Source organism: Flavobacterium degerlachei (assembly GCF_900106645.1).
Lineage (GTDB): Bacteria > Bacteroidota > Bacteroidia > Flavobacteriales > Flavobacteriaceae > Flavobacterium > Flavobacterium degerlachei.
On sequence record NZ_FNMV01000011.1, the window covers coordinates 143,451 to 156,458 of the forward strand.

Annotated in this window: 12 protein-coding genes and 1 tRNA gene; 7 read left to right on the forward strand and 6 right to left on the reverse strand. The window is 33.7% G+C overall.

Going from position 1 to position 13,008, the window contains the following annotated elements; all coding sequences use genetic code 11:
- The first annotated feature begins 82 nt into the window (after positions 1–82).
- Positions 83–916: a GIN domain-containing protein gene (locus BLV91_RS12245; RefSeq protein ID WP_091433694.1), complete on the forward strand. Its 834-nt coding sequence runs from the start codon at positions 83–85 to the stop codon at positions 914–916.
- 91 nt (positions 917–1,007) lie between these two features.
- Here BLV91_RS12245 and trxB read toward each other — a convergent pair whose 3' ends face one another.
- The gene (trxB, locus tag BLV91_RS12250; RefSeq protein WP_091433697.1) at positions 1,008–1,955 is read right to left on the reverse strand and encodes a thioredoxin-disulfide reductase; all 948 of its coding nucleotides are present in this window, start codon (positions 1,953–1,955) and stop codon (positions 1,008–1,010) included.
- Between the two features lie 131 nt (positions 1,956–2,086).
- Positions 2,087–2,161: transfer RNA gene (locus BLV91_RS12255), tRNA-Pro, on the reverse strand.
- A 447-nt stretch (positions 2,162–2,608) separates the two neighbouring features.
- On the opposite strand from BLV91_RS12255, the gene BLV91_RS12260 reads away from it, so the two are divergent.
- The 6 genes from BLV91_RS12260 (at position 2,609) to BLV91_RS12285 (ending at position 7,921) form a co-directional block, all read left to right on the forward strand.
- Positions 2,609–3,376, forward strand: coding sequence for a ParA family protein (locus tag BLV91_RS12260; protein ID WP_007136359.1), 768 nt, complete (start codon positions 2,609–2,611; stop codon positions 3,374–3,376).
- 4 nt (positions 3,377–3,380) lie between these two features.
- Positions 3,381–4,280, forward strand: coding sequence for a ParB/RepB/Spo0J family partition protein (locus BLV91_RS12265; protein ID WP_091433700.1), 900 nt, complete (start codon positions 3,381–3,383; stop codon positions 4,278–4,280).
- Complete coding sequence (locus BLV91_RS12270; RefSeq protein ID WP_091433703.1) at positions 4,280–4,840, forward strand: DUF5683 domain-containing protein; 561 nt, start codon at positions 4,280–4,282, stop codon at positions 4,838–4,840. Before BLV91_RS12265 ends, BLV91_RS12270 begins: the two co-directional genes overlap by 1 nt.
- A 46-nt stretch (positions 4,841–4,886) precedes the next feature.
- A complete protein-coding gene (gene dapB / locus BLV91_RS12275; protein WP_091433753.1) occupies positions 4,887–5,588 on the forward strand; it encodes a 4-hydroxy-tetrahydrodipicolinate reductase in 702 nt (233 codons plus the stop codon).
- Between the two features lie 68 nt (positions 5,589–5,656).
- Positions 5,657–7,231, forward strand: a complete 1,575-nt coding sequence (lepB, locus tag BLV91_RS12280; protein WP_091433705.1) for a signal peptidase I — start codon at positions 5,657–5,659, stop codon at positions 7,229–7,231.
- 72 nt (positions 7,232–7,303) lie between these two features.
- The gene (locus BLV91_RS12285) at positions 7,304–7,921 is read left to right on the forward strand and encodes a WbqC family protein (protein WP_091433708.1); all 618 of its coding nucleotides are present in this window, start codon (positions 7,304–7,306) and stop codon (positions 7,919–7,921) included.
- A gap of 17 nt (positions 7,922–7,938) precedes the next feature.
- On the opposite strand, the gene BLV91_RS12290 is transcribed toward BLV91_RS12285, so the two are convergent.
- The 4 genes from BLV91_RS12290 to mutL form a co-directional block, all read right to left on the reverse strand.
- On the reverse strand, positions 7,939–8,985 hold the full coding sequence (locus tag BLV91_RS12290; protein WP_091433710.1) for an endonuclease/exonuclease/phosphatase family protein: 1,047 nt from the start codon (positions 8,983–8,985) through the stop codon (positions 7,939–7,941).
- Positions 8,986–9,059: 74 nt separating this feature from the next.
- A complete protein-coding gene (locus BLV91_RS12295) occupies positions 9,060–9,926 on the reverse strand; it encodes a rhomboid family intramembrane serine protease (protein WP_091433713.1) in 867 nt (288 codons plus the stop codon).
- A gap of 43 nt (positions 9,927–9,969) precedes the next feature.
- The gene (locus BLV91_RS12300) at positions 9,970–10,716 is read right to left on the reverse strand and encodes a rhomboid family intramembrane serine protease (protein ID WP_091433716.1); all 747 of its coding nucleotides are present in this window, start codon (positions 10,714–10,716) and stop codon (positions 9,970–9,972) included.
- On the reverse strand, positions 10,713–12,572 hold the full coding sequence (mutL, locus tag BLV91_RS12305) for a DNA mismatch repair endonuclease MutL (RefSeq protein ID WP_091433719.1): 1,860 nt from the start codon (positions 12,570–12,572) through the stop codon (positions 10,713–10,715). Before mutL ends, BLV91_RS12300 begins: the two co-directional genes overlap by 4 nt.
- Between the last annotated feature and the right edge of the window lie 436 nt (positions 12,573–13,008).

Consider the following 13,008-nt stretch of genomic DNA (forward strand, 5'->3'; position numbering starts at 1 on the left):
TAATAATCTAAATTATTACCAAAATCATCCCCTTCAAGCGGATGATTTTTTTATATTTGTAAAAACCATTATTTAAAAAAAAATGAAAAAATATACTACAATAGCTCTGCTTTTTTTAACAACAACTTTAATATTTGCTCAGAATAAAGAAAAAATTAAAGGCTCAAAAAATGTTACTACTGAAAAAAGAGAAATAGGACCGTTTAGCAGCATTGAAATTGAAGATAATATTGAAGTATATCTTGAAATGGGTGAAAAACCAGAAATAAAGATTGAGGCAGATGATAACCTCCAAAATATTGTTTCAATTGATATAAAAAACAACAAATTAAACGTGCAGACTTTAAAAGAAGCCATTCGATTTAAAAAGCTAATTGTAAAGATTACCTATACAAAAGATTTGAATATAGTCACCTCAAGAAATGACGCGGCAATTAATGCAATTCAAGAAGTGCAATTAGACTCCATTACTTTTAAGTCTTTTGATGCATCTAAATTATTTTTAAATGTCAATACAAAACATTTTTATTTAGAATCAAATGACAAATCTAAGGTAGAACTTAATCTTAAATCAGAAAAGTCTAAAATTGTATTAAGCCAGAACGCATCATTAAAAGCCTTAATTACAACCACAGATTTAATTACGGATTTATATCAAAAATCAGAAGCTAAAATAGAAGGAACTGCCACAGATGCATTATTCAGAATCGATAGTAATTCAAATTTGACTGCGAATAATTTAACTGTAAAAAACATCGAAGTTACTGCCGAGGGAGATTCTGACTGCTCTGTCAATGCGCTAACCAATATCATCATTATTGCCTCAGGTAAATCGCAAATTGAACTTTATGGTGATCCAAAAATAGAAATGAGAAAATTTACAGATGAGGCCAAATTAATTAAAAAAACGAAATAGAAAAGTCTATTCCTATTTTTACTTAATAAACAAAAAGTCCCGATTTGGAAAAATCGGGACTTTTTATATAGTAGGAAATTGAAAAATATTATTATTCTTTAGAAGCTAAATATCTCTCTGCATCCAAAGCTGCCATACATCCTGTACCTGCAGCAGTAATAGCTTGGCGGTATACATGATCTGCAGCATCACCAGCTACAAAAACACCAGCTACATTAGTTTTTGAAGTTCCAGGAACATTAATAATATATCCAGTTTCATCTAAACTGATATAGTCTTTAAAAATATCTGTATTGGGTTTATGACCAATTGCCACGAAGAAACCTGTTGCTTCGATGACAAAGGCTTCATTTGTCGTTTTATTCAACGCTTTTACACCAGTAACCACTTGCTCATCTCCTAATACTTCAACAGTATCATGATTCATTAAAATAGTAATGTTCTCTGTTTTACGAACACGTTCTTCCATGATTTTTGAAGCACGGAATTTTTCACTTCTCACTAACATCGTTACTTTTTTACAAAGTTTAGATAAATAGTGCGCTTCCTCACAAGCCGAATCTCCAGCTCCTACAATTACTACTTCTTGGTTTCTGTAGAAAAATCCGTCACAAACAGCACAGGCAGAAACTCCCCCACCCATTTTTAAATAATGTTGTTCTGAAGGCAAACCTAAATATTTAGCAGATGCACCGGTTGAAATAATAACAGTTTCACAGTGAAGCTCTATAGTATCATTGATCCATACTTTGTGTACATCTCCAGAAAAATCAACTTTAGTAGCCCAACCATCACGTACATCAGTACCAAAACGTTGTGCTTGGGCTTGTAATTGCACCATCATTTCCGGACCAGTTATTCCTTCAGGATTACCAGGCCAGTTTTCCACTTCGTTAGTTGTTGTTAGTTGACCTCCAGGCTGCATTCCTTGGTATAACACTGGATACATATTTGCTCTGGCTGCATATATAGCAGCAGTATATCCTGCCGGTCCAGAACCTATAATAAGACATTTAATTTTTTCGATTGTATCAGACATAGTAAAATTTTATAATTATTTTAAACAGTACAAAAATAAGTTATATTTAATGGAATACAGAAACACAGTAATCAGTTTTTGTTATTCTCCAATAAAAAAATCCCTTCTGTAGAAACAGAAAGGATTTTTTGTCGGGGTGGCAGGATTCGAACCTGCGGCCTCCTGCTCCCAAAGCAGGCGCGATAACCGAGCTACGCTACACCCCGTAAGCGGCTGCAAATATATAATTATTTTTTGCTTCACCAAAACTATTTTCGAAATAAGATATATTTTTTTTTGAATATAAAACAGATAAGAAAAAACCAGTTGCCGAAGGATAAATAGACACTACGTTTCATTTCAAAAAACCATTTTAAACTTCAAATATCTTTAGCAGCTTTCACATATAAAGAAGAAAAATTCATACTGTGCCCAACTTATTTTTCCTTGACCATACAGATTGCCCCTAAGTGCCTAATTAATTGACATTTGAACAATCCCTGACGCTGCTGTCATTTAAATCAACAGCTACAATTGTACTATAAAATTACCGAAGAGTAAAAAAAAGAGAAAGAGTCAATTCACAACAAATCAAGCTTTAACAAATGTTAACAAAATAGATTTTTAGAAACCATAATAAATTGTATTTTTACGGTTCAAAATTTATAAAATAAATGGGCAAAATCATTGCGATTGCTAATCAAAAAGGAGGAGTTGGAAAGACTACAACATCTGTAAATCTTGCCGCTTCCTTAGGAGTTTTAGAAAAAAAAGTACTACTGATAGATGCTGACCCTCAGGCAAATGCAAGTTCTGGACTTGGGATTGATGTGGATAATGTCGAAATTGGAACTTACCAAATCCTGGAACACAGCAATACGCCTGCAGAGGCAATCATAAAATGTTCTGCTCCTAATGTGGATGTAATTCCATCTCATATTGACCTTGTCGCGATCGAAATCGAATTAGTCGATAAAGAAAACAGGGAATATATGCTTAAGAAAGCATTGGAAAGCATCAAAGATGAATACGATTTTATCATCATCGATTGCGCTCCATCACTTGGACTGCTAACATTAAACGCACTTACTGCAGCAGATTCAGTAATTATTCCTATTCAGTGTGAATATTTTGCACTTGAAGGTTTAGGAAAATTACTAAACACTATAAAAAGTATTCAAAAGATTCATAACCCTGATTTAGATATTGAAGGATTGTTATTGACAATGTTTGACTCTAGATTACGATTATCAAACCAAGTTGTAGAAGAAGTTCAAAAACACTTTAACGACATGGTTTTTGATACCATTATTCAACGAAACGTGAAGTTGAGCGAAGCTCCTAGTTTTGGCGAAAGCATAATAAACTATGACGCAACGAGTAAAGGGGCTGCTAATTACTTGCATTTAGCCCAAGAAGTTATAAAGAAAAACAGTAAATAGTTTTATGGCAAAAGCAATTAAAAAACAAGCCTTAGGAAGAGGGTTATCTGCGTTATTAAAAGATCCACAAAACGATATTAAATCCGTAGACGATAAAAATGCAGACAAGGTAGTAGGAAACATTATTGAGCTTGATATTGAAGCAATTGAAATAAATCCATTTCAACCAAGAAGTAATTTCAATGAGGAATCATTGAGAGAACTAGCTACTTCCATCAAGGAATTAGGTGTGATCCAACCCATTACAGTACGAAAACTAGATTTCAATAAATACCAATTGATCTCGGGTGAGCGTCGTTTACGCGCTTCTACCTTAGTAGGATTGACTACAGTTCCCGCATACATTCGAATCGCAAATGACAATGAGTCATTGGTTATGGCATTAGTTGAAAACATTCAACGCCATGATTTAGATCCTATTGAGATTGCACTTTCATACCAACGTTTGATTGATGAAATTCAATTGACACAAGAACAAATGAGCGAACGTGTTGGAAAAAAACGTTCCACAATTGCGAACTATTTACGACTTTTAAAACTCGATCCGATTATCCAAACTGGTATTCGTGACGGTTTCATTACTATGGGACATGGTCGAGCAATTATCAATATTGAAGATCTGGACATTCAAACCGATATCTATCAAAAAATTGTAAGCCAGAACCTTTCCGTTCGTGACACAGAAGCCTTAGTAAAAAACTACCAAGAAAGCTTAAAGCCAAAACCTGCTACTAAAGCAAAGACCGCTTCATTTGAAATAGATGAATCGCAAAAAAAGGCCTTTTCTAATTATTTTGGAAATAAAGTAGACGTAAAAGTGGCTGGAAACGGTAAAGGAAAAATCACGATTCCTTTTCAATCAGAAGAAGATTTAAAAAGAATCATCGAATTAATAAAGGGATAGTGAATAAACTTATTTCCATAGGAATACTTTTTTTTATTTTAGGAAGCACATCAGTTTTTGCCCAAGCAAAAAACAATGCGGTTCTTATAGCAAAAGATACTTTAAAATCAAATGACATTGATCCATTAACACCTGCAAAAGCTGCTTTTTACTCAGCTGTACTGCCAGGTTTAGGACAAGCCTACAATAAAAAATACTGGAAAATACCCATTGTATATGGCGCAATAGGTACCAGTCTTTATTTTTATTTAGATAGCAATAAAAAATATCATAATTATAGAGATGCTTATAAACGTAGGTTAGAGGGTTATTCTGATGACGACTACAGTTATCTTGATGATGCTCGTTTAATTGCTGGGCAAAAATTCTACCAACGTAACCGAGATTTGTCCGCTTTATTTATTGCAGCTTTTTATGCTTTAAATATCATAGACGCCAATGTTGACGCAGCCCTATTGCAATTCAATGTTGATGAAAACTTATCAGTCAGACCTGTTATTTACCCAAATGATGTAACATTTAAAACAAATGTGGGTCTAACGTTTAATTACAATTTCTAATCACTTACTCAAAAAGTGAGATGAAATGAAAATAAAATCAAAAGAAATGAAAATTGCGCTTTTAGGATACGGAAAAATGGGCCAGGTGATCGAACGAATTGCACTAGAAAGAGGTCATGAAATTGTTTTGAAAAAAGACGAGCACAATTCATACGACGGCCTTTCAAATGCTGACGTTGCTATTGACTTTAGTATCCCAACAGCTGCTATAAGTAATATTTCTAGTTGTTTTAATGCTAATGTTCCTGTAATTTCTGGAACAACAGGATGGTTAGAACATTTTGATGAAATGGTTAGCTTATGCAACGAAAAAAATGGAGCATTCATCTCTAGTTCCAATTTCAGCCTTGGTGTTAATATTTTCTTTGAATTGAACGAATACCTAGCTAAAATGATGTCTAAATTAGACAGCTACACTGTTGGGATGGAAGAAATTCACCATACTCAAAAATTAGATGCGCCAAGCGGAACAGCTATTTCATTGGCCCAAGGAGTAATAGAAAACAGCAATTTCACTAACTGGACATTGGACAACCCAAAAGAAAATGAGATTCATATTGAAGCAAAGAGGATTGGAACTGTTCCTGGAACTCATACAGTAACATACAACTCAGCAGTTGATGCAATAGAAATAAAACACACAGCACACAACAGAGAAGGTTTTGCTCTTGGTGCGGTAATTGCCGCAGAATGGATTGTTGGCAAACACGGTGTTTTCACAATGAAAGACGTATTAAATTTAAAATAAACTTTTACCAGCTTAAGGACAAAATCTCATTGGGATAACCTTAAGCTTCAAACCCTAATCACAAAATTATGACACTATATCAATGGTTTGTATTTTTCTTATTTATACAAATAGTTCACTTTTTAGGAACTTGGAAGCTATATGTAGCTGCAGGAAGAAAAGCTTGGGAAGCTGCAATACCTGTTTATAATGCCATTATTTTAATGAAAATTATTGGGCGCCCAACTTGGTGGACACTTTTACTATTTATCCCCATCATTAATCTAATTATGTTTCCAGTAATATGGGTAGAAACCTTGAGAAGTTTTGGAAAAAAATCTAATTTAGATACTTTCTTAGGAATTGCGACTTGCGGACTATACCTATACTATATAAACTATACACAGAAATTAGATTACGTAGCAGACAGAAATTTAAATTCTGAAAATAAAGCGGCTAGTACACTAAGTTCATTGCTTTTTGCAATCATAGTAGCGACCTTAGTTCATACTTATTTTGTACAGCCTTATACTATTCCAACTTCTTCATTAGAAAAATCTTTGTTGATTGGTGACTTCTTATTTGTAAGCAAAATCAATTATGGAGCAAGAGTTCCTATGACAACTATCGCCATGCCAATGGTACATGATTCAATTCCTTTTGTTAAAACCAAATCTTATCTTAGCTGGCCACAACTACCTTACTTAAGATTGCCCGCAATTGAAGCTATAAATCGGACTGATATAGTGGTTTTTAACTGGCCCGTTGATACCGTTCATTATTTCTTTGAACCAAAAGGAACACCTGGAGTAATAAAACCAATAGATAAAAAATCGAATTACGTAAAAAGATGCGTTGGGGTACCTGGAGACAGCCTATCTATCAAAGACGGACTTGTATATATCGATGGTAAGCTTTTGCAGTTACCAGAAAGAGCAAAACCACAATTTTCATACTCAGTTGCCATAGACGGAACTACACCTATTGATTTTGAATATCTATTAAAGGATCTCGATATCACTGATATGGTTTACTTTAAAGATAACGACAAAAAAGACACTTTACTATTTAGAGCATTAACAGCTGCTGGTGCTGCAAGATTAAAAAACGTTCCTGGAATTACAAGCGTAAAACAAGAAATATCACAGGGATATGAAGACGGTATTTTCCCAAATATCAACAAATGGAATAGAGATAATTATGGTCCTATATACATTCCTAAAAAAGGAGCAACTGTAGCACTTACAACCGAAACTTTGCCTTTTTACAGTAGAATTATCACTGACTACGAAATGAATGATGACGGCAAAAAAAACGACCTAAAAGTTACAGGTAATGAAATTAGACTTAATGGTAAAGTTGTAAAAGACTACACCTTTAAACAAAATTATTACTGGATGATGGGAGACAACCGTCATAACTCTGAAGATAGTCGCTATTGGGGTTACGTACCTGAAAATCACATTGTAGGTAAACCAGTATTTATCTGGATGAGTTGGGACACTAACGGAAAAGGATTAAATAAAGTACGTTGGGATAGAGTATTTACAACTGTAAGCGGAGAAGGACAGCCACAGTCCTATTTCAAATACTTCTTAATTTTCCTTGCAGCTTATTTTTTCGGTGAGTATTTATACAAAAAAAGTAGAGCGAAAAAAGGGTAATCAAAATGTTTAAAGTTTAAGGTTTAAAGTTAGCCGCAACCTTAAACTTTAAACTTTAAACAAATTAAACTAATGAATACTTTACTACAGCCAACCTATTTCCCCTCGATTAGCCACTTTGCAGCCATGCTACAGTCAGAAAAAATCACCTTTGAAGTAGAGGATAATTTTCAGAAACAAACCAATCGTAATAGAGCTTATATCTATAGTCCAAATGGACTTCAGCTTTTGAATATTCCAATTAAACACGCAAAGGGAGCACATCAGAAAACGAAGGACCTTCAGATAGATTCAGATTTTGATTGGCAAAAACAACACTACAAATCACTGGAAACGGCATATAGAAGCTCGCCTTTTTTCGAATTTTTTGAAGATGACATTCGTCCTTTTTTTGAAAAAAAACATAAGTTTCTATTGGACTTAAATTTTGAAACCTTAGACATAGTAAATAAATGTTTAAGAATAAAATTAGACTATACTAATACTACAGAATACATACAAGATATTGACGCCACCCTTACTTCCGATTTTAGATATCTCGTAGATGGTAAAAAAGACACTTCCTCATTTGAAAGATACATACAAGTATTTGAAGATAAACATGGTTTTATTAATAACCTAAGCGTGCTTGACTTACTGTTTAATGAAGGAAAATTCACCGTTGATTATCTAAAAAACCAACGAATTTAATACTTTCAAACAACTTATTATTCTAATGACATTTTTGCCATAATAGGATAATGATCTGAATTTTCGAAGTTAGAAAAACTTTCAAATTTTTTGACAGTCATCTTTTCATCTGCAAAAATATAGTCAATCCTTGTTGGGTAGTACTTAAATTTATAAGTCTCTCCAAAACCTTTACCAGCTTCTTCAAAACTGTCTTTAAGAGTACCTTTTATATTTCTATATACATAAGAAAACGCACTGTTATTCATGTCCCCGCAAATTATGACTGGGTACTCACATTTTTTCTTATGCTCTTTAAATATCTCTGCTTGCTGTTGCTGCTGTTTAAAAGCTTTACTGATTCTAATAAGTAACATCTGAGATTTGTCCTTATTGATAACATCTATATTTTCAGATATCTCATTAACATCTGGGGTGATTTTTATGGACTGCAAATGCATATTATAAACCCTGATAATGTCCTTTCCTTTCTTAATGTCAGCATAAATCACATTGTTGTTGGAGCTTGGAAACACAATATTTCCTTGACTAATAATTGGAAATTTAGAGAATATCGCTTGACCAGTCTTAATTTTGTTCCCCTCCATCAATATATATTTATGGCGATATATTTTCAAGTCGATAACAGTTGATGAAGAAAATTCTTGAATACATAAAATATCTGGATTTTTATCATTGATGAAACCAAGAATAACTCCCGGCACATCCTCTTTGTCCAACCATTTAAACAAATTAAATAGTCGAACATTATAACTCATCACAACAAAATCTTTATCATCCTCTGGATACTCTTTTGACGAAAATTTATAAAACTTATTGATAAAAGTAATCCCCATCAAAAGCACCAATCCTGATAAGAACATCCGTTTTTTGAATTGAATAGCCCAATACAAAAAGAACAAACCGTTTAATAGAAAAAATACTGGCATAAATAATGTCAGAACAGATAATATCGGAAATATTTTAGGTGCCAAAAAAGGCAAAACATAAGCAACAAACGTAACTATTATAAGAACAACGTTCAAACTAAACATCCCTCTGTTGAACCATGAAAGTTTTTTCATATTGTTTTTTATTCAGTTAAAACACTAATGCTTATCTACTTTTTAAACTATCAGAATCGATTGATTACTAGTTTTTATTTACCGGCTTTGAACAAAAATTCTTTTTCAGTTTTGCTCAAACTATCATATCCAGACTTACTTATTTTGTCTAAAATCTCATCGATTTGTTGCTGTGCCTTATCTTTTGTTATAATTTTAGAAGCTCTTTTTTCTACCGGTTTCCTACTGTAATTTTTATGCACTTTTTTGAAAGGAGTCGATGCTGGTTTCTTAAACGAACTTGCAAAAAACGCAATAACCCAAGAAACGATTTTACTCAAGTCAGTCCCGTTTTGCAATAACTTAATATAAACAAATCCAAATAATGCACCTGATATATGGGATATATGTCCACCAGTGTTGTCTAAACGAAACTGCATTAAGTCAAGGATAAGAATTACTGCAGTAATGTGCCATAATTTCACATTTCCAATAAGCAATAGTCTCACATTCATTAGAGGCTGATATGTCGTAACCGCTACCAATATCCCCATAATTGCAGCCGAAGCCCCCACAATTGATGCACTTAAATTTAAAATATAATACCCTCCTACAAATGCAATACCAGCAAATATCGCACTCAAAATATACAAGCCCAAAAACTGCTTTTGTGTAAAAAAAGTTAAAAAGTAAGAGCTGGCAAAATTGAGAATTACCATATTAAAAAGCAAATGAAAAAAACCATCATGAAAAAATGAGTACGTCAAGAACGTCCAGGGTTTTATAATGAAATTTGAAGGTTCCGTAGACAGAGCAACCCAAGTTGGAAAACTAAACGACCCCACACTAAATTGATAGAAAAAAACCAATGAAACTAGAAAACAACCTACATTCCAAAAGATCAGTCTATGAGCAATGCCTCCTAATTTGTATTGTGATTTTAAGTCGTCTAAAATATTCATATCTTGAGTTTAGAATTTGTTCTAAATATATTTCTAATTGTCCTTAATTCCAACGGTTATCATTGAACTGGTTTTTTTTCCAGTACCACATAATCAAAAATCCAAATAACGCCCCACCTACGTGAGCAAAATGGGCAATACCTCCACCACCAAAAATAGATTGACCAGATATCCCTAAATACAAATCCACTAATACCAAACCAGGTACAAAATACTTAGCTTTAATAGGCACTGGTATAAACATTAGAGCCAATTCAGCATTAGGAAACATAAATGCAAATGCAACGATAACACCATAAATAGCACCCGAAGCTCCTACTACCGTCCCTAAATAAGCACTTGTAAAATCTTGGAATTGAGAAACAGTCATAATTTCCTGCCACTGTGTATTGATTTTACCTTCATTTAAAATTTGTAAAACCTCCGCTTTTGGAAATCCATTTGCAACAAGAGTATTCATCCCTTCAACGAAATAATAATAGTTTATTCCCGTATGAAGTAAGGCAGCACCTAAACCACACGAAATATAAAAGAATAAAAACTTCTTGCTTCCCCAAATACTTTCCAAAGCTGATCCAAATGAATACAAAGCGAACATATTGAAAAAGATATGCATATAACCTCCATGCATAAACATGTGCGTAATAGGCTGCCAATATTGAAAATTAGTGTTTTCTGGAAAAAACATGGCCAATAATGCATAAGCACCATCTCCAACTATTTGAGTTCCTATAAAAAATAGGATATTAATTATAATTAACTGTTTTACCGTTTCGGTTACGTTTCTCATATTGCGAATTTTTTATCTAAATCTTCCACACGCATGGTGATGAAAGTGGGTTTTTGAAAAGGGGAAACATTAGGCTCCTTACAGGCAAAAAGGCCATTTACCAAGTTTTCCTGTTCTTTTACTGTTAAAGGTGTTCCTGTTTTTACAGCCAAACTCTTGGCCATAGATTTTGCAATTGAATCATTTTGACTAAAACTACTTTCGGGAATACCGTCCTGCAAATCACTCAATAACTGTTCCAACACTAGGGAAACTTCACTTTCGGTCACATTTACCGGAATTCCTGAAATAACAATATGGTCTTTTTTCGTTTCTTCAAAAACAAAACCAGTATTAATTAGTGAAAGTTTCAACTCTTCAATAAGTTCCATTTCAACAGAGGAAAAGAACAAATCAAGGGGGAATAATAATTGCTGGCTTGAAGCCTGATTAACGGTCATGTTGATTAAAAATTGCTCATACAAAACCCGTTGATGTGCCCGTTGCTGATCCACAATAACCATTCCTGATTTTATCGAGGAAACAATATATTTTTTGTGGATTTGATAAGCGCTATGAACGGTTTGCTCGACTTCTCCATCATTAAACAAAGAACCAGTAACCTCTTCGCTTTCGAACGAAAAATCAGCGCTACCAGTAGTGCATTCAGCATCCTGTTTCAATCCAACATACAAACTCTCCCAATTAGCAGTAGGCTCCGCCTTCTTATAACCTGAACCTGAAGAATAATGTTTATTTACTTTATCATCAGAAAAAGGATTAAAACTACCGTCAACCTGGATTGTGGGCGTCGCTCCTTTTAAATCTTTATAGTGATAAGGTGTATCTAAATTTGAATCTCGATCAAAGTCCAAAACGGGTGCTACATTAAACTGACCCAAACTATGCTTGATAGAAGCTCTTAAAATGGCATATAAAGCATGCTCATCGTCAAATTTGATCTCCGTTTTAGTAGGGTGTATATTAATATCAATTGTATTTGGCGGTACAGTCAAATATAAAAAATAACTCGGTTGTGCGCCGTCTTTCAAAATACCGTCATAAGCTGCCATCACGGCATGATGCAAATAACCACTTTTTATATAACGGTCATTAACAAAGAAAAACTGTTCTCCTCGACTTTTCTTAGCAAATTCCGGCTTACTAACAAAACCCTCAATAGTTACTATTTCAGTTTCTTCTTGTACTGGCACCAATTTTTGATTGGTTTTACCAGAAAATATATTAACAATACGTTGCCTCAAACTAGAACCCGGCAAATTGAACATTTCGCTGCCGTTATGATAAAAAGTAAAGTAAATATTGGGATGTGCCAAAGCCACACGTTGAAACTCATCAACTATATGACGAAATTCAACCGTATCCGACTTTAAGAAATTTCGACGAGCTGGAATATTAAAAAATAAATTTTTGACTGCAAAAGAGGTTCCTTTAGGTAAAACAGCTACTTCCTGCGACACAAACTTACTTCCCTCAACGATAATTTGAGTACCAAGTTCTTCTTGATCCTGCTTAGTTTTCATTTCCACATGAGCGATCGCAGCAATTGAAGCCAATGCCTCCCCACGAAAACCTTTGGTATGCAAAGAAAACAAATCCTCGGCCTTACGGATTTTAGATGTCGCATGACGTTCAAAACATAGGCGAGCATCAGTAACACTCATTCCTAAACCATTATCTACAACCTGAACCAGTGCTTTTCCGGCATCTTTTATAATTAATTTAATATCCGTTGACCTTGCATCAACGGCATTTTCAAGTAATTCTTTGACAACTGAAGCCGGTCTTTGTACGACTTCTCCAGCAGCAATTTGGTTGGCAACATGATCAGGAAGTAATTGAATTATACTCGACATTAAAAGAAATATTTTTAAAATTTTTAAAAAGCAAAAGTGCACAAATTTAATGAAATTCTATTGGGTTTTATTATTAATACAATTTAAAAAAATAAAAAAGCACCAACCAAATTCATTGAAATTTCCACCAATTAAATACAGTTACAGAACGCCCTGCCTTGTCCTTTAGATTGCCCTATAAAAGCATCCATTTTCTATACTTATGAATACCATCGCTAAAAACAATAAGAATTAAAACTTGTTTATTTAGAAACTAATACACCTTGGTAGAGCTACATAAACTACGCTTTTCAAAATAGTAATGTTTAGCTACCTAATAAAAAAACCTATTCCACTTTTATGAGGGCACTGAAAAAGTCTTTTTAGGAATTAATTGTTAATAAAAAGGAGTAGAAAACTATAGTTTTTTGCTCCTTTTTTCGTATTTTTAATGGTA

Bases quoted from the DNA above. Each gene is read 5' to 3' on its own strand.
- BLV91_RS12245 (WP_091433694.1), top strand. From the start codon at position 83: ATGAAAAAATATACTACAATAGCTCTGCTTTTTTTAACAACAACTTTA.
- trxB (WP_091433697.1), bottom strand. From the start codon at position 1,955: ATGTCTGATACAATCGAAAAAATTAAATGTCTTATTATAGGTTCTGGA.
- BLV91_RS12260 (WP_007136359.1), top strand. From the start codon at position 2,609: ATGGGCAAAATCATTGCGATTGCTAATCAAAAAGGAGGAGTTGGAAAG.
- BLV91_RS12265 (WP_091433700.1), top strand. From the start codon at position 3,381: ATGGCAAAAGCAATTAAAAAACAAGCCTTAGGAAGAGGGTTATCTGCG.
- dapB (WP_091433753.1), top strand. From the start codon at position 4,887: ATGAAAATTGCGCTTTTAGGATACGGAAAAATGGGCCAGGTGATCGAA.
- lepB (WP_091433705.1), top strand. From the start codon at position 5,657: ATGACACTATATCAATGGTTTGTATTTTTCTTATTTATACAAATAGTT.
- BLV91_RS12285 (WP_091433708.1), top strand. From the start codon at position 7,304: ATGAATACTTTACTACAGCCAACCTATTTCCCCTCGATTAGCCACTTT.
- BLV91_RS12290 (WP_091433710.1), bottom strand. From the start codon at position 8,985: ATGAAAAAACTTTCATGGTTCAACAGAGGGATGTTTAGTTTGAACGTT.
- BLV91_RS12295 (WP_091433713.1), bottom strand. From the start codon at position 9,926: ATGAATATTTTAGACGACTTAAAATCACAATACAAATTAGGAGGCATT.
- BLV91_RS12300 (WP_091433716.1), bottom strand. From the start codon at position 10,716: ATGAGAAACGTAACCGAAACGGTAAAACAGTTAATTATAATTAATATC.
- mutL (WP_091433719.1), bottom strand. From the start codon at position 12,572: ATGTCGAGTATAATTCAATTACTTCCTGATCATGTTGCCAACCAAATT.